Source organism: Aeromonas sp. 604443 (assembly GCF_049170315.1).
Lineage (GTDB): Bacteria > Pseudomonadota > Gammaproteobacteria > Enterobacterales > Aeromonadaceae > Aeromonas > Aeromonas veronii_A.
Window position 1 is genome coordinate 107913 of the sequence record NZ_JAAKMI010000001.1, and the last position, 26109, is coordinate 134021.

A 26109-nucleotide genomic window follows, 5' to 3' on the forward strand; every position below is an offset into this window, starting at 1 on the left:
ACATGGACTTTATCTGCATGCTGCTATCCGAATGTCCGGCTTAGGTCCTTGAGCTGGCTCGCTTTGCTCTGCAAGTTGGCACTGGTTTTACTGACCTGATCGATTTTGAGGCTGTTATCGTGAGAAAGTGAGGATATCTGATTGATATTACGACAGATCTCCTCGATCACCGCTTGCTGCTGGGTCGCTGCAGCGGAAACTTGATTGGAAAAATCAGAGACCTTGTCTATTTCGATCACGACCTGATTCAGGTTGCCGGTGCTTGCCCGAGTGGTTGCGAGGCAATCATTGGTTCTGGTCACATTGAGATGCATCATCTCTTTCCATCCCCCGAGGGTTTGCTGGATATGACCAATGCTGCTCTGGATCTGCTCTGTTGCTCTATGGGTTCTGGTCGACAGGCTGCGTACCTCGTCAGCCACCACTGCAAAGCCGCGTCCCTGATCGCCCGCCCGCGCTGCTTCAATGGAGGCATTGAGTGCCAGCAGGTTGGTTTGATCCGCAATCCCGCGAATTTCACTCATGATGCTGCCGATCCGTTCGGACTCGCTTGCCAGCTCGACGGCTGACTGGAAGGCCTGCTCTGCCTGGGTAGCCAGTGCCGACATCTCTTCTCCCGCATCGGAAAGCTGATTGCTGGTGGTGATGCAATGGTTGCGCGCCTCTTCTATCTGCTGGTTGCTGTCCTGAATATTGCGGCTGATCTCTTCGGCAGCTGATGCCATCTGGGTAACTGCGGTGGCGACTTGCTGAATTTGCATATCCTGTGAGGAGATATCCCTGCTGGCCAGTGCGGCCGAACCACTCAAATTGTTGGCCATGGCATTGAGCGAGAGTGTGGTGTCATCGACTCTTCCCAGCACGGTACGGATTCTGGCTTGCCAGAGCTTGATATGGAAATCGGCAATGCTGTGGGGGGCATCCCCCGAGAAGATCAGGCGGCTGATGCTGTCGTAGTCCTGCTCAAGCTGTTGCAAGAATCGCGGTGTGAGGAAGAGCGCATTACGGTTGAACCAGAGGGTGGCCAATAGGGGAATGATGATCCAGAGCGCCTGCAGTGGTGTGAGCAGCCAGAGCGCGCTGATCACGCTGAGCAGCAGCAGGGGTATGGTCATGATGGCCGGAGTGAGCAGGCGCTGCCCCATGTGAATGGCGGAGCCGGTTTCGCGTGCCTTAAGGGTTTTGTACATCTTGTTGGCACGCGCTTTGTGCTCTGCGGAGGGTCGGCAACGAACGGATTGGTAACCCACCATCTTGCCATCTTCATAGATCGGGGTGACATAGGCATCAACCCAGTAATAGCTACCATCCTTGCAGCGGTTTTTGACTATGCCCCGCCACGGCTTGCCCGCTTTTAGATGGGCCCAGAGATCGGCGAATGCCGCCTTGGGCATGTCTGGGTGGCGTACCAGGTTGTGATGTTGTCCCAGCATCTCTTCAAGGCTATAGCCTGCCACCTGACAAAACGCCGGATTGGCGTAGGTGATGTCCCCTTTGAGATCGGTGGTCGATACCAACTGGACGTTGTCGGTAAATTCAACTTCGGTATCTGTAGTGTGAGGTGTGTTGGTTACCATGATCAGGCTCCGGTTTTACCATAACGGAATGCATCGTCTGAGTATGGCAGAGGCTGCTCATTTTATTGTGTTGTTGCTCATTAACTGTTCTGCGCCTAGCAGGGGCATCTACACATCTTCCATCGCAACGGTTTGGCGGGGGACGCAAGCCAAGTAACATCGCATGACTTATAGCCACGCAGCGATACAGGTAAGGCAATTAAGTTGGGGGCGATTTTATGGAATTATGACGGCACCCTGGTCAATTCGGTGCCGCAGAATATCGATATCGCCAAGCAGATCCTGGCTGAAGTCGCCCCCCATCTGACCGGCGATCAGTTACCTCGTTATCTGCGCAGCGAAGCGGAGTATCACCATGCCAATCACGCCGCCAAGAACTGGCAGGATCTCTATAGGGATTACTACGGTTTGTCGCGGGACGAGATGGTGCAGGCTGGCAGTCTGTGAGCCAAACATCAGGAGAGACAGGGACTTAGGTGCATTTTTTAGGAGCTGGAGGTGGTGATTGACCATTTCTCTGCCATTTCCCATGGCATTTGTTCGAAAAACGCCTAAAAACCCTTCTCCGGGTGCTTGAACTGCATGGTGTGAACAGCCAGTTCAAGGCCGTGGCTGGCTACGATGACGTGCCCGCACAGTAGCAAAAAACACCCTTTCGGCGGCCTCAAACGTCTGGAGTCTATCTTCGGCCCAGCCAGGTGTCCGTCGCTCATCTATATCGGTGATCATGAAGCGGATGTGCAGTTTGCCCGTCATTTGCAAGGGGCGCTTGGCGAGCAGAGCCGTGTGATCTCGGTGGCTGTCGCCTATAGCCGCGCGACCCCGGAGCGCTGGGAACACCAACCCGACCATATCGCCCGTGACGTCGAGGATCTGCTCCCCATCGTCGGGCAATATCTGTAACGCCGGTTGCAGATTGCCGTACGGAATAGACAAACGCCGATCAGTTGATCGGCGTTTTGTCTATGGGAAGCCTGATGGTTTCACACTCAGCTGGCTTAACACCCTGTCTGTTTAATGATGGGCGACTTAAAACAGCAGTTGCATCAGGTAGCCCATCAGGATCGCCATGCCGAGGATCACGGTAAGGAAGGCCGCAATCATCGGAGTTCTGAACATCGATTTGAGCAGGATCACCTCGGTCAGACTGGCACCGGCACTGCCGATGATCAGCGCCATGACTGCGCCCATTCCCATCCCTTTGCCCAGTAGTACCGACGCCAGCGGGATCACGGCCTCGGCACGGATGTAGAGCGGGATCCCGACGATGGCGCTGAAGGGGATGGCCAGCGGGTTGTCGGCGCCAGCATGGGCGGCGATCCACTCGGCCGGAATAAAGCCATAGATAAATGAGCCGATAAGCACCCCCAGCAGCAGGAAGGGCAATACCGCTTTGAACTGCTGCCAGGCATCGAGGCGAGCTTTGACCCAGGCGGTGGGGAGCTGTGGTGCACGGGTAAGGGTTGCCGTGCCATCGCCGCAGCAGGAGAGGGTGGCCTGTTCTGCCATCTCTGGTTGAGGTGCCGGGCAGCACGCTGCCCCGTTGAGGGGTTTGATTGCGCGAATGGCGCCGCGTTGGTTGTCACTGCAATGTGCTTGAGTGGTGGTGCGGGTCGCCGGGCCACAGCCGCTACCGCAAGAGGGGGTGGCCTCTTTGGGGTCGATGACATGGCGCTCGAACCCCAATCTGTCGAGCAGCATGCTCGCCATGACGGAGACGCTGGCGGCGATCACGGCGTAGAGCAGGGTCACTTTCCAGCCGAAGGTGGCCCACATCAAGCCGACGATGATGGGGTTCAGCAGGGGCGAAATAAACAGGAAGGTGAGGGTGGGGCCAAAGCCAGCCTTGGCCGAGAGTAGTCCTCTCAGCATGGGGATGGTGGAGCAGCTGCAAAAGGGGGTGACGGCGCCGAGCAGGGCTGAGAGCAGATAGCCCTTGCCATGGCGCGCCTCCAGCATCCGCTGGATCTTCTCGTCGGGGATCTTCTGACGGATCAGACTGACCCCGGCGCTAATGACCAGAAACAGCACCGACAGCTCGACAGCCAGAAACAGGAACATCTGGGCTGCATCGGTCAGCATGGTTAACCACTCATTCATTGTCGTATCCTCACTTGGTTTCTATATTTCCAAAATAATCGAAATGAATGGCCGGTCAAGATATTTCTGGTATTATAGAAATATCAAATTCGTGGAGGGCGCAGAGATGCAACTGGAAGAGGTCGCCAAGGCATTGAAAGAGCTGGGTCATCCGACCCGGCTGTTTATCTTCAAGCATCTGGTCAAGGCGGGAGAGCAGGGGCTGCCGGTGGGGGAGCTGCAAAAGCAGCTGGCGATCCCCGCTTCCACCCTCAGCCACCATATTGCGGCGCTGGTCTCGGTGGGGCTGGTGAAGCAAAACCGGGAGAGTCGCACCCTGCTTTGCGTCTCTCAATACGCGGTGTTGGAGGAGATCATCGCCTTTTTCCGCGATGAGTGTTGCGTCAACAGCCCGGAGCATCGGCAAGATCAAAGGCAAGAGCTGCCTTCCTGAGGGCTATGACTGCTAGTCGTGCGGTCAGTTGCGCTGCGCGCAATAAAAAACGCCGATCATCCGATCGGCGTTTTGCATTGTTCTTCTCAGCTGCGGGTATTAACCCAGATTGGCTGCAACCTTGCTTTGAGCTTGTCCCTTGCGCTTGATGACAAAGCCAATACCCAGTACCACCAGCCAGGCGGGGATCAGTTCGACCGAGATGCGGAAATCCGGGGTCATATACATGATCACCAGAATACCGGCCATGAACGCGAGGCAGAGATAGTTGCCGAAGGGGTACCAGAACGCCTTGAACTTGGGCTGGACGCCTTCTGCGACCTTGGCCTTGCGGAACTTGAGGTGCGCGAGGCTGATCATCGCCCAGTTGATTACCAGTGCGGAGACCACCAGCGCCATCAGCAGGCCGAACGCCTTGCCCGGCATCAGGTAGTTGATCAGCACGCAGAGCAGGGTGGCGATGGCTGAGACCGAGAGGGCAACCAGTGGCACGCCGCTCTTGTTGGTCTTGAGCAGGGCTTTCGGGCCGTTGCCCTGTTTGGCCAGCCCGAACAGCATACGGCTGTTGCAGTAGACGCAGCTGTTGTAGACCGACAGTGCCGCCGTCAGCACCACGATGTTGAGTACGGTGGCGACCAGATTGCTGTCCAGTGCATGAAAGATCATCACGAACGGGCTACCGCCTTCCACCACTTTACCCCAGGGATAGAGGGACATCAGGATAGCCAGAGCACCGATGTAGAAGATGAGGATGCGGTAGATCACCTGATTGGTGGCCTTGGGAATGCTCTTCTCGGGGTTGTCCGCTTCGGCGGCGGTAATGCCCACCAGCTCCAGACCGCCGAAGGAGAACATGATCACCGCCATCGCCATCACCAGACCGCTGATGCCGTTGGGGAAGAAGCCCCCTTGTGCCCACAGGTTGGTGACGCTGGCCTCGGGTCCGCCGGCACCGGAGATGAGCAGATAGCCGCCAAAGCCAATCATGCCGATGATGGCGACCACCTTGATGATGGCGAACCAGAACTCCATTTCGCCAAACGCTTTGACGTTGGAGAGGTTGATGGCGTTGATCAGCACGAAGAAGAAGGCGGCCGACATCCAGGTCGGGATCTCGGGCCACCAGTACTGGACATAGATGCCCACCGCGGTCAGCTCGGCCATGCTCACCAGCACGTAGAGCACCCAGTAGTTCCAGCCGGACGCGAAACCGGCAAACTCACCCCAGTATTTGTAGGCAAAGTGGCTGAAGGAGCCGGCTACCGGCTCTTCCACCACCATTTCACCGAGCTGGCGCATGATCAGGAAGGCGATAAAGCCGCCGATGGCATAACCCAGCAGGACTGAGGGACCTGCCATCTTGATGGTTTGGGCAATGCCCAGAAAGAGGCCGGTGCCGATGGCGCCGCCCAAAGCAATCAACTGAATGTGGCGGTTTTTAAGGCCGCGTTTCAGCTCCTCACCGTCTTGTTTCAAATCCATGGGTCTGTCCTTACGTCTCTGTTGTCTCTGGTCGGTGTTGGGCTCATCCTGAGCAGGCCGCAGTGCGTAGCCAAAACCTGACGAAAGCTGTATTTATTTCGTTACGACATGCCGTTTTCAATTTTTAGTGTTGGCTGGCAACCGAAGCAGAATAGTGATAATCCGCCATGAATGCACCTGTTTTCCATCTCTAATGGCCGTATTTTGTACCAAAGGCAGCTTTTTCATGATTTGAAGAGGCTGCTTGGTAGTTTTTGGTCGATGTTTATGCAATCGAATTCTGTTTTGTTGACATTTTGTCTTGTTGGTGTGCTTTTTTGGTGCCAAGTCACAAATGGATGCAAATGATGCCAAACAAGCGAGAGTACAGGAAAGAGTGCAGGGAGTTGGAGTACAGAGAGCGCGAAAGCGTGCTGCAACAAGGGGTTGCCCGGGGTGTGCTGGTGGCGCTCTGGTTAGGGATTGCTGCCAGTCCGCTGTTGTTGCTGGTGGCCGCGATTATGTTGCTGGGTTGGCTGTTACTCGGTGATCAGGAGTTGCTGCACTACTGGCAGTCGCTGTTGCTGGTGGGTGGGGTAACGGGGGCGCTCGTTGGCGGCTGGCTGGCGGAGCGGGTTCGCCTGCGCCACGGTTTGCTGGCCTTCTATGCCCGGTTGATGAACAACCCTGAGCTCAATCGTTAGTTAACGCTGGGTGTTTGCCGAGCGCAGCAGAACGGAATCGAATAGCGGCTAACTGGCAGCAGGTGACAAGGGCACAACGCCAAGGTCGACAAGAAGAGGGATAAGCATTTGTGGTGCTTATCCCTTTTTTATCCACGCTTTTCACTGTCATCTATGTGAATCGCAGTTCGCCACAGCTGACTTTCGCCGCGACACTGTAATTTTTATCTTTTGTTGATGCCGATAGCTGTCAAGCTGGCTTAACAGAGCTGGCGGCGCAGACCGGTCGCCTCGAGAACCTTGGCGCTGATCTCCTCCACCGAGTGGGAGCTGGTATCGAGGAAGCGTATCGCCTCCTGGCGAAACAGTCGCTCCACGCAGGCCAGCTCCTGCTCGCACTGTTCGATGGAGGAGTAGCGGCTGTTGGCACGGCGCTGGTTGCGGATCTCGTGCAGCCGCTGCGGCGCTATGGTGAGGCCAAACAGCTTGTGACGGTTGGCCTTGAGGGGGGCGGGCAGCTCCAGCATCCCCATGTCCTGCTCGATAAAGGGGTAGTTGGCGGCACGAATGCCGAACTGCAGCGCCAGATAGAGGCTGGTGGGGGTCTTGCCGCAGCGGGAGACCCCGATCAGGATGATGTCCGCCTCATCGTACTCTTTGGTGGTGATGCCATCGTCGTTGGCCAGCGCAAAGTTGACCGCCTCGATGCGATCGTCATAGAGCTTGCGATTCTCCATACCGTGGGTGCGGTGGAGGCGGGGCTCGGCTTTTACCCCCAGCTCCTGCTCCAGCGGGCTGACGAAGGTATTGAGAAAGTCGTGGCCGCACGCTTCCGATTTCAATACCTCTTCCCGTACCAGCGGGTCGACGATGGTGTGAAACAGAATGGGGCGTACCCCAGTCTGGCGAAACTGCTCGTCGATCCGCATCCGTACCTGACGGGCTTTCTCCAGTGTCTCCACAAAGGGGATAGTGATCTGCTCGAAGGCCAGCGGAAACTGGCTCAGTACCGCGTGGCCGAACACTTCGGCGGTGATGGCGGTTCCGTCTGAAACATAAAATACGGTGTGCACGTAGGGCTCCTGTGATACCGCGGGTAGGGTCGTATGGGGTAAAGGGTGAGAAGTATCTCCCGAAACCATACCAGTTTTGTCAACCGGTCTGCTGTGCCCAAGTTGTGAAGTGGCTTGCAAACCTGAATCGTTATCTTTTTGTGTCGCCATTGTAGAATGTTCCGGTCATTCGACCATCCCCAACTCTTGCTCGGGGATTTTTTTGAAAATAAGTAGAAAACGTTTTCATGGTCGTTGGCAACAAAAGAAACAGACAATAACGCACCTGACTTACCCATAACCTCATCGATTAAATCGGGCGCACGAGGTGCTATGGCATCGGTGCCCACCAACCTGGAGACATCCAAGTGCAACAGTACGTGCTCTGGTACGAACAACTCGGAATGCAGGACGTAGAACGAGTTGGCGGCAAGAACGCATCCCTTGGCGAGATGATCAGCAACCTCTCTGGCGCCGGCGTATCCGTGCCGGGGGGCTTTGCCACCACCGCCTTTGCGTTTAACGAGTTTCTGGAGTCAAGCGGCCTCAACGGCAAGATCCACCATCTGCTCGACAATCTCGACGTGGACGATATCGCCGCCCTCAACCGGGCCGGTCAGCAGATCCGCGATTGGGTGATCGAAGCCCCGTTCCAGCCCGAGCTGGAGCAGGCTATCCGGGTTGCCTATGAAAAGTTGAGTGCCGGTGTCGAGGCCTCGTTTGCGGTGCGCTCCTCCGCCACCGCCGAGGATATGCCGGACGCCTCCTTTGCCGGCCAGCAGGAGACCTTCCTCAACGTACGTGGCATCGATGCCGTCATGACGGCGATCAAGCATGTGTTTGCTTCTCTGTTCAACGATCGCGCCATCTCCTATCGGGTGCATCAGGGCTACGACCACAAGGGTGTTGCCCTCTCGGCCGGGGTGCAGCGGATGGTGCGCTCGGATCTCGCCGCCTCCGGCGTCATGTTTACCCTGGATACCGAGTCCGGTTTCAACGACGTGGTCTTTATCACCGGCGCCCATGGTCTTGGCGAGATGGTGGTGCAGGGCGCGGTCAACCCGGACGAGTTCTATGTGCACAAGCCGACCCTCAAGGGGGGCCGCCCGGCGGTGGTACGCAAGACCCTCGGCTCCAAGCTTATCAAGATGACCTACTCTGACGATGCCGGTCATGGCCGTCAGGTGAAGATTGTCGACACCAATGAGGCCGAGCGCAGCCGCTTCTGCATCAGCGATGAGGAGGTGATGGCGCTGGCGAAACAGGCCCTCATCATTGAGCAGCACTATGGCCGCCCGATGGACATCGAGTGGGCCAAGGATGGTCAGGATGGCCAGCTCTATATCGTGCAGGCCCGCCCGGAAACCGTGCGCAGCCGCCAGGAGGCCAACACCCTCGAGCGTTTTGCCCTCAAGCAAGCGGGCAAGGTGCTGATCGAGGGGCGGGCTATCGGTCACAAGATTGGCGCGGGCCCGGCGCGGGTCATCTCCTCCATCAGCCAGATGGACGAAGTGCAACCCGGCGACGTGCTGGTTACCGACATGACCGACCCGGACTGGGAGCCCATCATGAAGCGGGCCTCCGCCATCGTCACCAACCGGGGAGGCCGCACCTGTCACGCCGCCATTATCGCTCGCGAGCTGGGCATTCCGGCGGTGGTCGGCTGTGGCAACGCCACCGACCATATTCAGCCGGGCCAGCGGATCACCGTCTCCTGTGCGGAAGGGGATACCGGTTTTATCTATGACGGCGAGCTGGACTTCGATGTGGCGGTGACCGAGGTGGGCAATATGCCGCGCCTGCCCATCAAGATCATGATGAACGTCGGCAACCCGGACCGCGCTTTCGACTTTGCCCAGTTGCCCAATGCAGGGGTTGGGCTGGCGCGCCTTGAATTCATCATCAACCGGATGATCGGCGTGCACCCCAAGGCGCTGCTGGAGTTTGACCAGCAAACCCCAGAGCTGCAGACCACCATCGGCAAGATGATCGCCGGTTACGACAGCCCGCGGGAGTTCTATGTGGCCAAGCTGACCGAGGGGATCGCCACTCTGGGGGCCGCCTTCTGGCCGGAGCGGGTGATCGTGCGGATGTCGGACTTCAAGTCCAACGAGTACGCCAATCTGGTGGGCGGTCGTGGCTACGAGCCCCACGAGGAGAACCCGATGATCGGTTTTCGTGGCGCATCCCGCTACATCGCCGACAGCTTCCGCCCCTGCTTTGCCCTCGAGTGCGAGGCGATCAAGCGGGTACGCGATGTGATGGGGTTGACCAACGTCGAGGTGATGATCCCCTTCGTGCGTACCGTGGGCGAGGCGGAGCAGGTGATCGACATCCTGGCCGAGAACGGTCTGCGCCGCGGCGAGCGGGGGCTCAAGGTGATCATGATGTGCGAGATCCCGAGCAATGCCCTGTTGGCAGACAAGTTCCTCGAGCACGTGGACGGTTTCTCCATCGGTTCCAACGACATGACCCAGCTCACCCTTGGGCTGGATCGGGACTCGGGGCTGATTGCCCACCTGTTCGACGAGCGCAACGAGGCGGTCAAGGCACTGCTGTCGATGGCGATTCAGGCCGCGCGCAAGGCGGGCAAGTACGTGGGGATCTGCGGTCAGGGGCCATCCGATCACCCTGACTTTGCCGCCTGGCTGGTGGAGCAGGGGATTGACTCGGTGTCGCTCAACCCCGATACAGTGGTCGATACCTGGCTCTATCTGGCGGAGCAGCATGGCGCCAAGTAAGTCACTATCGACATGAGTGATTAGAAAGGGGGGCCTAATGGCCCCCTTTTGATCGCTATTATCTTATGTTTTGCCCTTGGGCTTATTCCACCAGGCTCATACCGGGGATCTGGCGCCAGTAGCCGTTGCAATCGCTTCCTTGCTGCAAGGAGAGGGGAGCCTGGCCCTGCCGGTTGGCTTTGAAGCGGGCCAGCATCTCCAGCGTCTCCATCCCTTGCGGCGAAAGCCTGACCACATCTACCAGACCTTCCATACCAGCCAGCTCGTTACCCAGGTTGTAGCAGTAGCCGGACTGGGTCTGGATCCCGTTGAGATTGAACACCCGCTCCCCCTCGCGGCTGTTGGCCAGTCGTCCGGTGGGGTAGTTGATGCAGGCGAGCTCGCAGTTGTCCTTGGGCTTGTCGAGGGAGCGGGCGGTGAAGCAGCGCGCCGAATAGGCGAGCGGCAGATGGCCGTAGGCAAACACCTCCACCTCAAATTGGTCGCGCAGGGGACCCAGATCCTGATTGAGCTGGATCAGCCAGTCACGGGAGAGCTCCACCGGCATGACCCAGCGTTTCATCCCCTGTTTGAGCAACATGCGCAGCACATCGGCGTTATAGGCGTTGATGGCGGGACCACAGACGAAGGGGATCCCTGCCTCCCTGGCGAGTTGCACCGTACCTAGATCGTTGGCTTCGACCATAAGATCGCCATTGTCGACCAGCCGCTTCACCTCCTTGAGCTCGGAAGGGGCGGAGATAAGGGCGAGGGTCGAGAGCACCACCTGCTTGCCGGAGTTGGCCACCTGACGGGCCAGTGCAATCCAGTCATCGACTTTGAGTTCGCGCCGCTTGCTGCAAACGGTCTCCCCCAGATAGATGATGTCGGCCTGACTGTCGGCGGCGGCATGGTAAAAGGCTTCGGTATCGGCCTTGGGCCAGTAGAAGAGCAGGGGCCCGAGAGAAAATTGCATGGGTGGACTCCTTATTGCCACTGACGATGGTAGGCGCCGAGGGTAGTCTGGCTACCTTCGGAGACGCGTGCGAGCTGGGCATCCCACTCAGCTTTGACCTGATAGGCTTCGGGATTGGCCTGATAGGTATCGATGGCTGCACGCCACACTCGGGTCACTTGCTCCACATAAGCAGGGCTGCGTTGGCGCCCTTCAATCTTGACCGACTGGATCCCGGTCTTGAACAGCTCGGGCAAGAGACCCAGAGTGTTGAGACTGGTGGGCTCTTCCAGCGCGTGGTAGGTCTGGCCATCCACGTCGAAACGCCCCTTGCACAGGGTCGGGTAACCAGCATTTTCGCCCGGGCCATAGCGGTCGATCAGCACTTCGTTGAGTCGCGACTCGAGGCCATTCGGGGTCTCTTCCCAACGGACGAACTTGGCCGGTGAGCAGGCGCCGACGGTGTTGGGGCTCTCGCCAGTCATGTAGGAAGAGAGATAGCAGCGCCCCTCGGCCATGATGCAGAGGCTGCCAAAGGCGAATACCTCAAGGCCAACATCGGTCTCGCGGGCCAGCTGCTTGACCTGATGCATGGAGAGCACCCGGGGCAGCACCACCCGTGTGACATTGAATTGCTGCTGATAGAAGCGAATGGCGGCGGCATTGGTGGCGCTGGCCTGCACCGAGACATGGAGTTCCATCTTGGGGTAGTGGCGGCTGGCATATTCCAGCACGGCGAGATCGGCGATGATTAACGCATCGGCGCCGAGGGCCACCCCGCGATCAACCGCCTGTTTCCATCGAGTATCGGCCCCGGGATGGGCAAAGGTATTGATGGCAATATGCAGCTTGCGACCATGTTGATGCACATAATCTACCGCCTTCTCCAGTTTGCTGTCGGTAAAGTTGAGACCGGCAAAGTGGCGTGCATTGGTGTCATCCTTGAAACCGATATAAACGGCATCGGCCCCGTTATCCACGGCGGTTTTCAGTGCCGGCAAACTGCCTGCCGGACAGAGTAATTCCATTGGTACGCTCCGAGAGTGCATATGAAGGGCAAACGAGCCCTGATTGTATGCAGCCATGCACTCCCGCTTTTTGACCTGAGGCAGCTTTATGTGGCTTTACCCTTCTTGAGGTAACCCTGCACAAGTTTGATTTCCAACAGGATCTTGCCACTCTCCCTGTGTTTGAATGCGCAAAAAAGGGAGTCTATCGTGTTTCAACAACTGCAACGCCGCCTGGTCGAACAGGCTCCGCGCTTCTTGCGCCATCCCCTCAAGCTGGTTCCCTTCAATCTGCAAAAGCAGCTGATGGAGAGTTTGCTGGCCCGGGTTTTCAAAGAGGCTATCGAAGATGGTGATTTCGAGTTTCTGGCAGACAAGTGGCTGAAAGTCGAAGTCTCTGATCTGGAGCTGTGCTGGTTTATCAGTGAGCAGAATGGCCAGCTGGTGGTAGCTCGCGAGTGTGACAAGGCCGATGTCTGCTTCAGCGGTACCGCCAACGACCTGATCCTGATTGCCGGTCGCAAAGAGGATCCGGATTCGCTCTTCTTCCAGCGCAAGTTGAAGATAGAAGGGGATACCGAACTGGGCCTTGAGGTGAAAAACCTGATGGACAGTCTGGATCTCGATGGCTTGCCAAGCCTGATGAAGTATCCCCTGATGGATCTGGCGACGTTTATCGAACGCGCCCGCACCGAGTCAGCGCAGGCTCCGGTGCAGACGGCGCCGGGCGGGATCCCGTCTTAAGTGGACAATCACCCCATGGGCATGGCGACGATAATGGTGCCGTGCCCAGAGGCAACGACAGGCCCACAGACAGGGTACCAAGGCGATGAGTGCCGCAGGGGCGGGCAGCTGTGACATGGCCAGCCCCGCAGCCAGCCAGATAAAGGGTTGCGCTTCATACAGCCACTCCGGCTGTAGCCAGCGTTTGCTCGGAAAGATAATCAGATCGGTACGTCGGTAGCTGGAGCGCATCATCCAGGTCACCGCTCCGGCGATAAACAGCAAGGCGCCTGCAAACCAGAGCAGGGGCTGTTCACTCAACGTAATAATGGCAATGGCTGCCAGCAGGTAGAGGCTGGGCAATCTCTCATAGATAAAGGGAGGAAGCATGGCGTGGTGTCTCCTGTGCCGTTTATCGGATATCCATCAAGTTTAGTCCCCCCCTCTCACTTCCCTCATGCTGGTTTGTTATACAAACGGGTAGTTTTGTTCTGAAATGGCTCGGCTTTTACGGTGCCAACATTGTGTTCTCTTATGTTACAATTGCGCGCCATTTTTGACTGAAGATTGACTGGGCATGTTGGATCAGATTCGTATCGTTTTGGTAAACACCTCTCATACCGGCAACATGGGGTCTGCGGCACGAGCCATGAAGACCATGGGTTTGACTCAGCTGGTATTGGTTGATCCGCAAGCCTTGCCGGATGACAATGCCTTCGCCCTGGCGGCTGGTGCCAGCGATGTGCTTGCCAATGCCCGTATCGTCCCGACGCTGGACGACGCAATTGCCGATTGTGGTCTGGTGATTGGCACCAGCGCCCGCTCGCGAACCCTGAGCTGGCCCATGCTCGATCCCCGTGAGGCCGGCGAAAAGTCGGTGGTTGAGGGGATGCAGCACCCGGTTGCGTTGGTGTTTGGTCGTGAGCGCACCGGTCTCACCAACGACGAATTGCAAAAGTGCCACTACCACGTGGCCATTCCGGCCAATCCTGATTACAGCTCTCTCAATCTGGCCATGGCGGTGCAGACCCTCTGTTACGAAGTGCGGATGCGCTGGCTGCTGGGGCAGGCCGCCGAGCCTGAAGAGGAGATGGCCTATCCGAGTACCGCCCAGCTGGAAGGGTTTTATCAGCACCTGGAACAAACCCTGATGAAGACCGGTTTTATTGCCGATGACCATCCGGGTCATGTGATGAGCAAGCTGCGTCGCCTGTTCAATCGGGCTCGGCCGGAAGCGGCTGAGCTCAACATTCTGCGCGGTATTCTGACCTCGGTGCAGAAAGCGCGCGTACCGGATTAATCCGACTGATTTACTCAACCATATACTTGACTGATTTGGTCGGGTATGTGACCATGTGCCCCATTAAATTGCTTCGCAAGACGGTAAGGCACATGAGACTGACTTCAAAAGGACGTTACGCTGTAACCGCCATGCTCGACGTGGCGCTGCATGCAGAGCAGGGGCCCGTCCCCCTTGCCGATATTTCCGAGCGCCAGGGCATCTCGTTGTCCTATCTCGAGCAGCTCTTTGCCCGCCTGCGCAAACATGGTCTGGTGAGCAGCGTGCGTGGCCCGGGTGGTGGTTATCGCCTCGGGTTGGCCCCAGGCGAGATTTCGGTTGGTCAGGTGATCACCGCGGTCGATGAGTCGGTCGATGCCACCAAGTGTCTCGGCAAGGGCGGTTGCCACGGCGGTACCCAGTGCCTGACTCACTCCCTGTGGCGTGATTTGAGTGAGCGGATCTCCAGCTTCCTCGGGGATATCACGCTGGCTGAGCTGGTACGCCAGGCCGATGTGCGCCGGATTGCCGGCAAGCAAGATGAACAAATGAAGACCGTGTTGTCCCTGGTTGATCGGGCAGAACACGGCGATGTGAGCTTGAAAGTCCAACTATAAACGTGCTTTCCACAGCGGGACTCTGTATGACCCGGACTGTGACGGAGAAAAACATGAAACTGCCTATTTACCTTGATTATTCGGCAACCTGTCCGGTGGACCCGCGTGTCGCAGAAAAAATGATGCAGTGTCTCACCATGGATGGCCTGTTCGGCAATCCGGCTTCCCGTTCTCACCGCTTTGGCTGGCAAGCCGAAGAGGCGGTGGATCTGGCCCGTAATCAAGTGGCAGATCTGATCGGTGCCGATCCCCGCGAGATCGTCTTCACTTCCGGTGCTACCGAATCCAATAACCTGGCCATCAAGGGTGTTGCCCACTTCTATGCCAGCAAGGGCAAGCACATCATCACCTCCAAGACCGAACACAAGGCGGTGCTCGATACCTGTCGCCAGCTGGAGCGTGAAGGGTTCGAGGTGACCTATCTTGAGCCGATGCCCAACGGCCTGTTCACTATCGAGATGATCGAGAATGCCATGCGTGATGACACCATCCTGGTCAGCATCATGCATGTGAACAACGAAATCGGCGTGGTTCAGAACATTGCCGCCATCGGCGAGTTGTGCCGTTCCCGCAAGATCCTGCTGCACGTGGATGCCGTTCAGAGTGTGGGCAAGATCCCGGTAGATGTGGAAGCACTGAAAGTGGACCTGCTCTCCGTCTCAGCGCACAAGGTGTACGGTCCGAAAGGGATCGGTGCACTGTTTGTTCGCCGCAAACCCCGCGTTCGTCTGGAAGCCCAGATGCACGGTGGCGGCCACGAGCGCGGCATGCGTTCCGGTACTCTGCCGACCCACCAGATCGTCGGGATGGGCGAAGCTTTCCGCATCGCCAAAGAAGAGATGGTGAGTGAAGGCGAGCGTATCTTGGCACTGCGCCAGCGTCTGTGGAATGGCATCAAGGACATTGAAGCCGTCTACATCAATGGCGATCTGGAGCAACGTGTTCCGGGCAACCTCAACGTCAGCTTTGCCTATGTGGAAGGGGAATCCCTCATCATGGCGCTGAAAGATTTGGCAGTCTCTTCCGGTTCGGCCTGTACCTCCGCCAGCCTGGAACCTTCCTATGTGCTGCGCGCACTGGGTCTGAACGACGAGCTGGCACACAGCTCCATCCGTTTCAGCATGGGTCGCTTCACCACCGAGGAAGAGATTGACTACGCGGTCAAGCTTATTCGTGACTCCATCGGTCGTCTGCGTGAGATGTCCCCTCTGTGGGAGATGTACAAAGACGGCGTCGATCTGAACACGGTCGAATGGGCTCATCACTGATCTATTTGGTTAGTGAGCAACAGAATTAGCAGGAGTGAGATATGGCTTACAGTGAAAAAGTAATCGACCACTACGAGAATCCTCGCAACGTCGGTGGTTTCGACAAGAATGATCCCAGCGTTGCAACCGGCATGGTCGGTGCGCCCGCCTGTGGCGACGTGATGAAGCTGCAACTGAAGATCAGCGACGAAGGCATCATCGAAGATGCCAAGTTCAAGACCTACGGCTGCGGTTCCGCCATCGCCTCCAGCTCCCTGGTGACCGAATGGGTCAAGGGCAAGACCCTGGACGAAGCGGCTGGCATCAAGAACACAGATATCGCTGAAGAGTTGGCCCTGCCACCGGTGAAGATCCACTGCTCCATTCTGGCTGAGGACGCCATCAAGGCCGCCATCGCCGATTACAAGCAGAAGAAAGGTCTCTAAGCGCCGGAGAGCAGTATGGCTATTACCATGACAGATGCCGCCGCGGCACGGGTTTCCTCTTTTCTGGCTAACCGGGGCAAGGGCATTGGCCTGCGCCTCGGCGTCAAAACCACAGGCTGCTCCGGTCTTGCCTACGTGCTTGAGTTCGTTGATGAACTGACCGATGAGGATCAGGTGTTCGAGCAGCAGGGCGTCAAGATTATTGTTGATGCCAAGAGCCTGATCCATCTGGATGGCACCGAGCTGGATTTCGTCAAGGAGGGCCTCAACGAGGGCTTCCAGTTCAACAATCCCAATGCCAAAGGCGAGTGTGGTTGTGGCGAAAGCTTCAGTGTCTGAGATGTTTGACGTGAATGATCTTTCGTCTGTTGTTGAACGGGTCAGATATGCGTAGTTCAACAATACCTTCTCATGCGCCAAAGGCGAGTGTGGTTGCGGCGAAAGCTTCAGTGTCTGAGATGTTTGACGTCAATGATCCTTCGTCTGTGGTTGAGCGGGTCGCCCATGACCCGTTCAACCACATCTCATTTGCCAGGGGCGAGTGAGGTTGTGGCGAACGTTTCCAAGAGGTTTGCATGAATCATTTCGAGCTGTTTGGGCTGGTTGAAGGCTTCGAGCTCGATACCCGTCAGTTGGCTGATACCTACCGCCAGCTGCAAACCCAATTCCATCCTGATCGTTTTGCCACCGCCCCCGAACGGGAGCAGCTGGCTGCGGTGCAACGTGCCGCCCAGATCAACGAAGCATTCACCACCCTCAAGGCGCCGCTGCGCCGTGCCGAATATCTGCTCTCCCTGCGTGGCACCGATATCCGTGGTGAACAGCAGACTCTGCAAGATACCGCGTTTCTGATGCAGCAGCTGGAGTGGCGCGAGCGTCTGGCCGATCTGAAAGATGACGCAGACCCTGAGCGCGCCATCAAGGATTTTCGCAGCGAGATCAGGCATGATCACCAGATGTTGATGCAGCAGCTGACCGAGTCTCTTGCCGCCGGCAGAGATCTCGTTGCCGCTGATTGCGTTCGCAAACTCAAGTTTGTCGACAAGCTCCTCGAAGAGCTGGAACGATTCGAAGACTCGCTTCTCGAGTCTTGATCCTTTAACGCTGGAAGTTTCATTACCCATGGCATTACTGCAAATCGCCGAACCCGGCCAGAGCGCTGTTCCTCATCAGCACAAACGTGCCGTCGGGATCGATCTCGGCACCACCAACTCTCTCGTCGCTGCGGTTCGCAGTGGTCACGCCGATACCCTTTGCGATGAGCAAGGGCGCGACCTGCTCCCGTCAGTGGTGCACTATCAAAGCGACGCCATTCGAGTCGGGATTGATGCCAAGCGCGAAGCGGCGCTCGATCCTCACAACACCATCGTCTCGGTCAAACGGATGATGGGCAAGGCGCTGGCCGATATTGATACTCGCCAGCAGCCTTACCAGTTTGTTGCCGCCGACAATGGCATGCCGCAACTGCAAACCCGTCAGGGGCTGGTCAATCCGGTGCAGGTCTCGGCCGAAATCCTCAAAAAGCTGGCCGAGCGTGGCGCCCAGACTCTCGGGGGCGATCTCGATGGCGTGGTCATTACCGTGCCCGCCTATTTCGATGATGCCCAGCGTCAGGGGACCAAGGATGCGGCCCGTCTGGCCGGTCTGCACGTACTGCGTCTGCTCAACGAGCCGACTGCGGCCGCGATTGCCTATGGCCTTGACTCCGGTCAGGAAGGGGTGATCGCGGTTTACGATCTGGGGGGCGGTACCTTCGATATATCCATCCTGCGTCTGCACCGCGGTGTGTTTGAAGTGATGGCGACCGGCGGCGATTCGGCCCTCGGCGGTGATGATTTTGATCACCTGCTGGCGGACTGGATCAAGGAGCAGGCGGGCCTCTCCGGCGAGCTGGATGCCCATCTGCAGCGCGAGCTGCTGGATGTGGCCGCGGCCGTCAAACACGGCCTGACCGATGCCGAGCAGGTGGCGTGCACCTTTGCGGGCTGGCAGGGCTCAGTGAGCCGCAGCCAGTTTGATGAACTCATCACCCCGCTGGTGAAACGGACCTTGCTGGCTTGTCGCCGCGCCCTGCGCGATGCCGGTCTCGAGCAGGTGGAAGTGCTGGAAGTGGTGATGGTCGGTGGTTCCACCCGGGTGCCGCTGGTGCGTGAACTGGTGGGCGATTTCTTCCAGCGTGCGCCGCTGACCAGCATCGATCCGGACAAGGTGGTCGCCATTGGCGCCGCCATCCAGGCCGATATTCTGGTGGGCAACAAGCCCGATGCCGAGATGCTGTTGCTGGACGTTATCCCCTTGTCGCTGGGTCTGGAGACCATGGGTGGCCTCGCCGAGAAGGTGATCCCGCGCAACACCACCATTCCGGTGGCTCGCGCCCAGGAGTTCACCACCTTCAAGGATGGTCAGACCGCCATGGCCATTCACGTGGTACAGGGTGAACGCGAGTTGGTGGCCGATTGCCGCTCCCTGGCCCGCTTTACCCTGACCGGCATTCCGCCGATGGCAGCCGGCGCCGCCCATATTCGCGTCACCTTCCAGGTGGATGCGGATGGTCTGCTCTCGGTCAGCGCCATGGAGAAATCCTCCGGCGTGCAGGCCGAGATCCAGGTCAAGCCCTCTTACGGGCTGGCGGAGCAGGATATCCTCAACATGCTGAGCGCCTCCATCGAGAACGCCCAGCAGGATATGGATGCCCGCATGCTGGCCGAGCAGCAGGTTGAAGCCGACCGGGTGGTCGAGAGTCTCAATGCGGCGCTGGCCGCCGATGGCGATGCCCTGCTCAATGCTGCCGAGCGTGCCGAGATTGATGCCGCCATCGCCCATCTGCTGACCATGCGCAACAGCGGCGCAACCCATCAAATCAAAGAAGCCATTGAGGCAGCCGATGCTGTCAGTGGCGAGTTTGCAGCCCGCCGGATGGACGCCTCCATCCGCAAGGTGCTGACCGGACAAAACGTCAACAAGGTGTAATATGCCAAAACTGATCATTCTTCCTCATCCCGTACTCTGTCCGGATGGCGCCGCCCTCGAGGGGCAAAGCGGCGAGACCATTCTGGATGTGGCGCTGCGCAACGGTATCGAAATCGAGCACGCCTGCGAGAAATCCTGTGCCTGCACCACCTGCCACTGCGTGGTGCGCGAGGGCTTTGACTCGCTCGAGCCAAGTGACGAGCTGGAAGACGACATGCTGGACAAGGCGTGGGGGTTAGAGCCGGAATCGCGCCTCAGCTGCCAGGCAAAACTGGCGGACGAGGATCTGGTGGTGGAATTGCCCAAGTACACCCTGAACCTTGCCTCTGAACGCCATTAATTACACATGAGTGAATTGCACGTGCAGCATCCTGTGGTGCTTCAGTGATATGGTGGAAGGCCGTGACCCTCGGGGGCACGGCCTTTTTTGTATTCGTTATTCTCTCTTTGCCAATAAGCTCTTTCCCATAAAGAGTGCTTATACATAGTGCCAGTAAAAAGGAAGCAAACACGATGGCTGACATGATGAAGGTAGCGTTATCCACCCAGGCTGCGGCCGCCTGTTGGGGCGAGGGCGCCCAGCTCAGTTTCAATGGCGACGAGGCTCTGATCCATCTTGGTACCGCCGGTCAGGAGAAGGATATTCTGCGCACCGTTCAGCGCGCCGCCCGTCGCCTCGAATCGAGCGGGATCAAGCGGGTGACGCTGGCCGGTGAGGGGTGGGATCTGGAGCGTCGCTACGCGTTCGCCCAGGGGTTCTACGCCGCCAAGGGTGCGCGTGAACTGGATTTCGGCCAGCAGAGCGACGCGGAAGCCCGTGAACTGGATGCGCTGCTCAAGGCGGCTCGCTGGGTACGTGACATCACCAATGGCTGTCCGGAAGAGATCTACCCCATGAGTCTGGCGGAATCGGCCCTGTTGCTCATTCGTGGTATCGCCGGGGATCAGGTTATTGCCCGTATCACCGCCGGTGAAGCGCTGCGCGAGTCCGGCCATATCGGGATCTGGTCGGTTGGCCGTGGCAGCGAGCGCGAGCCTGTGCTGCTGGAGCTTGACTACAACCCGACCGGTGATCGCAATGCGCCCGTGGTGGCGGCGCTGGTGGGCAAGGGGATCACTTTCGATTCCGGTGGCTACTCCATGAAGTCCTCTGACAACATGCTGCCGATGAAGTCCGATATGGGCGGTGCCGCCATGGTGACCGGCGCGCTGGCGCTGGCTATCAGCCGCGGTCTGAACCAGCGGGTGAAGCTCATTCTCTGCTGCGCCGAGAACCTGGTCTCCGGCCACGCCTTCAAGCTGGGCGACATCCTCACTTACAAGAACGGGGTTTCGGTCGAGATCCAGAACACCGATGCGGAAGGTCGTCTGGTGCTGGCCGATGGCCTGATGGCGGCTTCCGACAGCGGTGCAGCTTATATCCTTGACGCAGCCACCCTGACCGGCGCCGCCAAGATGGCGCTGGGACGCGATTATAATGCGGTGTTTGCCCTCGATGAGACCGAACAGCAGCGTGCGCTGGCCGCCGCCAAGGTGGAAAACGAGCAGGCGTGGGCGCTGCCGCTGGAGCCCTGGCATGCCAGCCAGCTCACCTCGGCCTTTGCCGATCTGGGCAACGTCGCCTCGGCAGAAGGCACGGCCGGTGCCACCACGGCTGCTGCGTTTCTCTCCCGCTTCGTGCGCGATGAGGGCAAGGGCTGGGTGCACCTGGATCTGGCGGCTTCTTATCAGAAATCGGGCAACGATCTCTGGGCGACCGGCGCCAAGGGGCACGGTCTGCGCACCATCGCCCGCTGGCTGCAGGAGGTGACCGCATGAATGTCTGGTTAAGTCGTGAATTTGCACCGGCCGAGTGGGGGGAGGGGGCGCTGCTCTCTCACCGCGCCGACGGCATGGTGATCCATCTGGTGACGGCCAATCCGCTGCTCGATATCCAGCAGGCGGCCCGTCGCCTCTGCCAGCAGGGGATCCAGAAAGTGACCCTAGCTGGTCACTGGGAGCGTGAACAGCAGTGGGCTTTTGCCCAAGGGCTGCAAACCCCCAAGGCGGAGGTGCAACTGCAGTGGGCCATGTCCTCGGAAGAGGACAGAGAGGAGCTGGAAGCGCGTTGGCTCTGCGGCCGCTGGGTGCGCGAGATGACCAATGCCACCCCGGAGCAGTTGGGCCCGCTGGAGCTGGCGGTGGAAGCGGCCTCCTTTATTACCGAGCTGGCGCCGGACAAGGTGAGTCATCGCATTTTGAAAGGCGAAGCGCTGCAACAGGCGGGCTGGGTCGGCCTCTATCAGGTGGGCCGCGGCAGTGCGCGCGAACCGGTATTGCTGGAGCTCGACTTCAACCCGGGGCGTGACCCCAAGGCGCCGGTAGCGGCAGCGCTGGTGGGCAAGGGGATCACCTTTGACTCCGGCGGCTACTCCATGAAGAGCTCCGAGGGGATGCTCACCATGAAGTGCGACATGGGTGGTGCGGCGATTGTCACCGGTGCGCTGGCGCTGGCCATGCTGCGCGGGCTCGACAAGCGGGTGAAGCTGATCCTCTGCTGCGCCGAGAACCTGGTCTCCGGCCACGCCTACAAGCTGGGCGACATCCTCACCTACAAGAACGGCACCACGGTCGAGATTGTGAATACCGATGCCGAGGGACGGCTGGTGCTGGCCGACGGCCTGCAACTGGCGAGCGAGTCCGGTGCATCGCTGATCATCGATGCCGCGACCCTGACCGGCGCAGCCGTGATGGCGCTGGGTGCGCGCTACAATGCCCTGTTTGGCCTCGATAAAGGGCTGGTAAGCCGGGCCATGACCTATGCCGATGCCGAGCATGAGCCAGCCTGGCCGCTGCCGCTGGAGCCCTGGCACCGCCAGCAGTGCCCCTCCCATTACGCCGACACGGCCAACAGCCGTCCGGTGAAGGGGGGCGGGCCGGGTGGCGCCTCCAACGCGGCGGGTTTCCTCTCCCGTTTCGTTGCCAACGAAGGGATGGGCTGGTTGCATATCGATCTGGCCGCCTGCTTCAGTGACAACGGCGATGCCCTCTGGGCGCCGGGGGCCAATACCCTGGGGATGCGCACCATAGCGCGGGCCTTGCTGGCGGAAGCCAAATAGGCGAGACAAGGCACCTTCGGGTGCCTTTTTCATGCTGTTCGAATTGTGAACAAAAGATGGGGTTTTGGCGGCTTAAGGTAACTATCGTGCGCAAGCGCACATATTTTCCGGCTCTGCTCGGTCAAGATGAGTGTGGATGTTGATTGCAAGGGAGTGATGTTTAATAAAAAGTTGCTTGTTTGTGTGTTTTTCCGGTTTTTGTTTACGTATAATCGCCAGCGAACATGGATTCTAACAATAAAACTCTGTAGTTAAGGAAAGATATCAATGGCCATCGAACGTACCTTCTCTATCGTCAAACCGGATGCTGTCAGCAAGAACCTGATCGGTGCCATCTATAGCCGTTTCGAAAGTGCAGGCTTGAAAGTGGTGGCATCCAAAATGCTTCACATGAGCAGTGAACAGGCTGCCGGTTTCTATGCCGAGCATCAGGGCAAGCCTTTTTATGACAATCTGGTCAGCTTCATGACCTCTGGCCCTGTCATGGTGCAGGTGCTGGAAGGGGAAGACGCCATCCGTCGCAATCGCGAGATCATGGGCGCTACCAACCCGAAAGAGGCGCTGGCTGGTACCTTGCGTGCCTGTTATGCCGAGAGCATCGATCGCAACGCAGTGCATGGCTCCGATGCACCTGCATCCGCTGCCCGCGAAATTGCCTACTTCTTCTCTGACAACGAGATCTGCCCGCGCGGCTGATTTTTGTGGATGATGACCCAAGGGAGCCTCGGCTCCCTTTGTTGTTTTCGCTGTTTACGCAATATCCCTCTATTCTCCAGGTGGAAAGCCAGACCCATTATTTGTACAATGCCGCCCCCTGACGTCGTCAGCCAATAATTGATGAAGTGTTTGAACTGAGGCCATTGATGAGCGAAACAAAAATCAACCTGCTGGATCTTGATCGGGATGCCATGCGTGCCTTTTTCGTCGAACTGGGCGAGAAGCCATTCCGGGCAGATCAGGTCATGAAGTGGATCTATCACTTTGGGTGTGATGATTTCGATCAGATGACCAACGTCAACAAGGTGCTCAAAGAGCGCCTCAAGGCGATCGCCGAGATCAAGGCGCCCGAGATCAGCCGCGAGCAGCGCTCCGCGGATGGCACCATCAAGTGGGCTCTGCAGGTGGGCGATCAGGAGGTAGAGACCGTCTACATCCCGGAAGATGACCGCGCGACCCTCTGCGTCTCCTCTCAAGTTGGCTGTGCGCTGGAGTGCAAGTTCTGCTCCACGGCTCAACAAGGCTTCAACCGCAATCTGAAAGTCTCCGAGATCATCGGTCAGGTGTGGCGTGCGGCCCGCGTGGTCGGTGGCAAGCGTCCCATCACCAACGTGGTGATGATGGGGATGGGCGAGCCGCTGCTCAACCTCGCCAACGTGGTGCCCGCCATGCGTCTGATGATGGATGACTACGGCTTTGGCATCTCCAAGCGCCGGGTGACCATCTCCACCTCTGGCGTGGTACCTGCGCTGGACAAGCTGGGTGACCAGATCGACGTGGCGCTGGCTATCTCCCTGCACGCCCCGAACGACAAGTTGCGTTCAGAGATCATGCCGATTAACGACAAGTACAACATCGAGGAGTTCCTCGCCGGTGTCCGTCGTTACCTGGCCAAATCCAATGCCAACGGTGGTCGGGTGACCGTCGAATATGTGCTGCTCGATCATATCAATGACGATATGCAGCATGCTCACGAGCTGGCCAAGGCGCTCAAGGATACCCCGAGCAAGATCAACCTGATCCCGTTCAACCCCTTCCCGGGCAACCCTTATGGCAAGCCGAGCAATAGCCGTATCGATCGCTTCTCCAAGGTGCTGATGGAGTACGGTTTCACCGTGATTGTCCGCAAGACCCGTGGTGATGACATTGATGCCGCCTGTGGTCAGCTGGTGGGTGACGTGATTGACCGTACCAAGCGAACTATCAAAAATCGGATGCAACAGGATGGGATTTCCGTCAAAATGGTTTAAATGCTAAGCCATTGTATAGACAGGGAATGGATACACGTACATTGATCGTAGTGGCAGCGCTCTGCGCGCTGCCAGGCTGTGTGACCGAGACCACTTACGCTGGCCAGAACTCGACCCAGCGTGAAGTGGGTCCTGACCTCAAGGCGGCTGCCCAAACCCGCCTCGACCTGGGTATCCAGTACCTGCGTCAGGGCAATGCCGAGCAGGCCAAGTTCAATCTTGATCGCGCCCTCCAGTATGACCCCTCCAATCCTCAGGTGCAGATCGGTTTTGCCTACTTCTACCAGAGGGTGGGGGATTTCAAGGCGGCTGAAGAGCATTACAAGAACGCCCTTGTCATGGATCCGTCCAATGCTGACGCAATGAACAACTATGGCGCCTTCCTCTGTGATCGTGGCCGTTATGATGAGGCAGACAAGGCATTCAACCAGGCTGTTATTCAACCAGGCTATGTGAAGATTGCCGATACCTATGAAAATGCGGCACTTTGTGCCCTGCAAAATCGCAGAAATGATAAAGCAACCGAGTACTATCTCCTGGCCTTGGGGTATAATCCGGGCAATCCAAGGTTATTGCTGGACTTGGCCGAGCTTTCCATGAAAGATGGCAAGCTGCCTGATGTGCAGTCCTACCTCGCCCGTTTTGCCGATGTGTCAGACGAGAATGAGGAGAGTCTCTGGTTGAGACTCAGATTGGCACAGGCAATGGACAAGCCGGCATTACTTCACCAATTCGGGACTGAGCTGGTAAGGCAATATCCCACTTCGCAACAAGCCAAGCGTTATTTAGCCAATGACTATTGAACAGCCACACGATTTCCAACAAGACGATTCCCAGGCAGCAGGTCCAGGCCAGCTGCTGCGCAATGCCCGTGAACAGCTTGGCTGGACACGAGAACAGGTTGCGTCCCGCATTCACCTTCGTCTGACCCTGATCGCCGCCATCGAATCGGATACCTACGACAAACATACGTCCCATACCTTTATTCGGGGCTATCTGCGTACCTATGCCAAGTTGGTCGGGATCCCGGAAGAGACCATTCTGGCCGCTTACGACAAGCTGGGTCTGACTCCTCCCGACAATATCGACATGCAGAGCTTCTCCCGTCGCTCTCGCCAGCAAGCCAACGACAATCGGCTCAAGGTAGTCACCTGGCTGGTTATTCTGGTGTTGATTGCGCTCTCGGTCGCCTGGTGGTGGCAGAGTACTTCACGCCGCTCCGCCGGTGATGAAGCCCTGGCAGCCACCGAGATGAGTGCAACCGGTTCGACTCCGGCTGAACCGGCTATCACGCAGCCCGATGCGATCAACACCGCCCCGGTGGAAGGCGCTGCCATCGCACCTGCCGCCACTGACGTGACTGCCCCCGCGGTGGTCTCCGATGCGACTGCTACCCTGGCGCCTGCTTCTGCGGCTGTTGCCCCGACCGATGTCAGCGCGGCTGTCGGCACTGCGACCGATGCTGCGGTATCCGGCGCCAATGGCACCGAATCTGAAGAGGCTGTCGTTGATCCGGCGACTGCGCCGCAACTGAAGATGAGCTTCACCGCCGATTGCTGGCTGGATGTGAAGGATGCCAACGGCAAGACCCTGTTCAGTGGTCTGAAGAAGGCCAACGACGAGCTGGTGCTGGAAGGCGCCGAGCCCCTGAAGTTCATCATTGGCGCGCCCATGGCCGTCAAGCTTGACTACAAGGGTCAGTCGTTTGATATGAGCCGTTACAACAACGGTCGTACAGCCCGCTTCTCACTGCCGCAGGAGTAATCTGTTTCCC

Annotated in this window: 27 protein-coding genes; 20 read left to right on the plus strand and 7 right to left on the minus strand. The window is 58.1% G+C overall.

Translation table 11 applies throughout. The annotated features are described in order from the left end of the window. Positions 1-23: 23 nt before the first annotated feature. A complete protein-coding gene (locus G5380_RS00470) occupies positions 24-1577 on the minus strand; it encodes a methyl-accepting chemotaxis protein (RefSeq protein WP_216953960.1) in 1554 nt (517 codons plus the stop codon). Between the two features lie 204 nt (positions 1578-1781). Here G5380_RS00470 and G5380_RS00475 point away from each other — a divergent pair, with 204 nt between their 5' ends. Next, entirely contained in the window at positions 1782-2024 is a 243-nt protein-coding gene (locus G5380_RS00475; protein WP_216953957.1) for an HAD family hydrolase, read from the plus strand. A 174-nt stretch (positions 2025-2198) separates the two neighbouring features. Next, positions 2199-2480: an HAD family hydrolase gene (locus G5380_RS00480; protein ID WP_421352188.1), complete on the plus strand. Its 282-nt coding sequence runs from the start codon at positions 2199-2201 to the stop codon at positions 2478-2480. 126 nt (positions 2481-2606) lie between these two features. Here the strand turns inward: G5380_RS00480 and G5380_RS00485 are convergent, their stop codons facing one another. Beyond that, positions 2607-3677, minus strand: coding sequence for a permease (locus tag G5380_RS00485; protein ID WP_421352189.1), 1071 nt, complete (start codon positions 3675-3677; stop codon positions 2607-2609). A 106-nt stretch (positions 3678-3783) separates the two neighbouring features. Here G5380_RS00485 and G5380_RS00490 point away from each other — a divergent pair, with 106 nt between their 5' ends. Beyond that, positions 3784-4110, plus strand: coding sequence for an ArsR/SmtB family transcription factor (locus G5380_RS00490; protein WP_005344826.1), 327 nt, complete (start codon positions 3784-3786; stop codon positions 4108-4110). 99 nt (positions 4111-4209) lie between these two features. Here G5380_RS00490 and G5380_RS00495 read toward each other — a convergent pair whose 3' ends face one another. Continuing rightward, on the minus strand, positions 4210-5592 hold the full coding sequence (locus tag G5380_RS00495) for an amino acid permease (protein ID WP_005333893.1): 1383 nt from the start codon (positions 5590-5592) through the stop codon (positions 4210-4212). A 386-nt stretch (positions 5593-5978) separates the two neighbouring features. Here G5380_RS00495 and G5380_RS00500 point away from each other — a divergent pair, with 386 nt between their 5' ends. Further along, positions 5979-6275 carry a hypothetical protein gene (locus G5380_RS00500; RefSeq protein ID WP_235664760.1) on the plus strand — a complete coding sequence of 99 codons (297 nt, stop codon included), beginning with the start codon at positions 5979-5981 and terminating at the stop codon, positions 6273-6275. Positions 6276-6514: 239 nt separating this feature from the next. Here G5380_RS00500 and ppsR read toward each other — a convergent pair whose 3' ends face one another. Then, positions 6515-7327 carry a posphoenolpyruvate synthetase regulatory kinase/phosphorylase PpsR gene (ppsR, locus tag G5380_RS00505; protein ID WP_005344832.1) on the minus strand — a complete coding sequence of 271 codons (813 nt, stop codon included), beginning with the start codon at positions 7325-7327 and terminating at the stop codon, positions 6515-6517. Positions 7328-7674: 347 nt separating this feature from the next. Between ppsR and ppsA the strand changes: the two genes are divergently transcribed. Beyond that, positions 7675-10047: a phosphoenolpyruvate synthase gene (gene ppsA, locus G5380_RS00510; RefSeq protein WP_421352190.1), complete on the plus strand. Its 2373-nt coding sequence runs from the start codon at positions 7675-7677 to the stop codon at positions 10045-10047. 82 nt (positions 10048-10129) lie between these two features. On the opposite strand, the gene G5380_RS00515 is transcribed toward ppsA, so the two are convergent. After that, on the minus strand, positions 10130-11002 hold the full coding sequence (locus G5380_RS00515; protein WP_216978555.1) for a U32 family peptidase: 873 nt from the start codon (positions 11000-11002) through the stop codon (positions 10130-10132). Between the two features lie 11 nt (positions 11003-11013). Next, complete coding sequence (gene ubiU, locus G5380_RS00520; RefSeq protein WP_421352191.1) at positions 11014-12009, minus strand: ubiquinone anaerobic biosynthesis protein UbiU; 996 nt, start codon at positions 12007-12009, stop codon at positions 11014-11016. A gap of 189 nt (positions 12010-12198) precedes the next feature. Between ubiU and ubiT the strand changes: the two genes are divergently transcribed. Continuing rightward, on the plus strand, positions 12199-12732 hold the full coding sequence (gene ubiT, locus G5380_RS00525) for a ubiquinone anaerobic biosynthesis accessory factor UbiT (protein WP_005344837.1): 534 nt from the start codon (positions 12199-12201) through the stop codon (positions 12730-12732). Here the strand turns inward: ubiT and G5380_RS00530 are convergent. After that, positions 12685-13101: a hypothetical protein gene (locus tag G5380_RS00530; RefSeq protein ID WP_005351023.1), complete on the minus strand. Its 417-nt coding sequence runs from the start codon at positions 13099-13101 to the stop codon at positions 12685-12687. The two genes, ubiT and G5380_RS00530, sit on opposite strands and share 48 nt — an antisense overlap. Before the next feature lie 187 nt (positions 13102-13288). Here G5380_RS00530 and trmJ point away from each other — a divergent pair, with 187 nt between their 5' ends. From trmJ to rodZ, 14 genes are all read left to right on the plus strand, one after another. Next, positions 13289-14011, plus strand: coding sequence for a tRNA (cytosine(32)/uridine(32)-2'-O)-methyltransferase TrmJ (trmJ, locus tag G5380_RS00535; protein WP_100645606.1), 723 nt, complete (start codon positions 13289-13291; stop codon positions 14009-14011). Between the two features lie 92 nt (positions 14012-14103). Continuing rightward, positions 14104-14607 carry a Fe-S cluster assembly transcriptional regulator IscR gene (gene iscR / locus G5380_RS00540; protein WP_026035025.1) on the plus strand — a complete coding sequence of 168 codons (504 nt, stop codon included), beginning with the start codon at positions 14104-14106 and terminating at the stop codon, positions 14605-14607. Between the two features lie 53 nt (positions 14608-14660). Continuing rightward, positions 14661-15875 (plus strand): IscS subfamily cysteine desulfurase, encoded by a 1215-nt coding sequence (locus G5380_RS00545; protein ID WP_013723838.1) that lies wholly within the window; start codon positions 14661-14663, stop codon positions 15873-15875. A 41-nt stretch (positions 15876-15916) separates the two neighbouring features. Then, positions 15917-16300 (plus strand): Fe-S cluster assembly scaffold IscU, encoded by a 384-nt coding sequence (gene iscU, locus G5380_RS00550; protein WP_005333813.1) that lies wholly within the window; start codon positions 15917-15919, stop codon positions 16298-16300. A 15-nt stretch (positions 16301-16315) separates the two neighbouring features. Further along, positions 16316-16639 (plus strand): iron-sulfur cluster assembly protein IscA, encoded by a 324-nt coding sequence (iscA, locus tag G5380_RS00555; RefSeq protein ID WP_005333812.1) that lies wholly within the window; start codon positions 16316-16318, stop codon positions 16637-16639. A gap of 236 nt (positions 16640-16875) precedes the next feature. Beyond that, positions 16876-17394 carry a co-chaperone HscB gene (gene hscB, locus G5380_RS00560; RefSeq protein WP_005351031.1) on the plus strand — a complete coding sequence of 173 codons (519 nt, stop codon included), beginning with the start codon at positions 16876-16878 and terminating at the stop codon, positions 17392-17394. 28 nt (positions 17395-17422) lie between these two features. After that, positions 17423-19270: a Fe-S protein assembly chaperone HscA gene (hscA, locus tag G5380_RS00565; protein WP_338710021.1), complete on the plus strand. Its 1848-nt coding sequence runs from the start codon at positions 17423-17425 to the stop codon at positions 19268-19270. Position 19271: 1 nt separating this feature from the next. Next, a complete protein-coding gene (fdx, locus tag G5380_RS00570; protein ID WP_005333808.1) occupies positions 19272-19610 on the plus strand; it encodes an ISC system 2Fe-2S type ferredoxin in 339 nt (112 codons plus the stop codon). 173 nt (positions 19611-19783) lie between these two features. Continuing rightward, entirely contained in the window at positions 19784-21088 is a 1305-nt protein-coding gene (pepB, locus tag G5380_RS00575) for an aminopeptidase PepB (RefSeq protein WP_421235870.1), read from the plus strand. Continuing rightward, entirely contained in the window at positions 21085-22368 is a 1284-nt protein-coding gene (gene pepB, locus G5380_RS00580; RefSeq protein ID WP_421235871.1) for an aminopeptidase PepB, read from the plus strand. Before pepB (G5380_RS00575) ends, pepB (G5380_RS00580) begins: the two co-directional genes overlap by 4 nt. Positions 22369-22635: 267 nt before the next feature. After that, positions 22636-23064: a nucleoside-diphosphate kinase gene (gene ndk, locus G5380_RS00585; protein WP_005333805.1), complete on the plus strand. Its 429-nt coding sequence runs from the start codon at positions 22636-22638 to the stop codon at positions 23062-23064. A gap of 167 nt (positions 23065-23231) precedes the next feature. Further along, positions 23232-24335 (plus strand): bifunctional tRNA (adenosine(37)-C2)-methyltransferase TrmG/ribosomal RNA large subunit methyltransferase RlmN, encoded by a 1104-nt coding sequence (locus G5380_RS00590; protein ID WP_421352192.1) that lies wholly within the window; start codon positions 23232-23234, stop codon positions 24333-24335. A gap of 11 nt (positions 24336-24346) precedes the next feature. After that, a complete protein-coding gene (tapF, locus tag G5380_RS00595) occupies positions 24347-25138 on the plus strand; it encodes a PilW family type IVa pilus biogenesis/stability lipoprotein TapF (RefSeq protein ID WP_421352193.1) in 792 nt (263 codons plus the stop codon). Beyond that, on the plus strand, positions 25128-26099 hold the full coding sequence (gene rodZ, locus G5380_RS00600) for a cytoskeleton protein RodZ (protein ID WP_216978561.1): 972 nt from the start codon (positions 25128-25130) through the stop codon (positions 26097-26099). The genes tapF and rodZ overlap by 11 nt, the downstream gene beginning before the upstream one ends. Positions 26100-26109 lie beyond the last annotated feature (10 nt).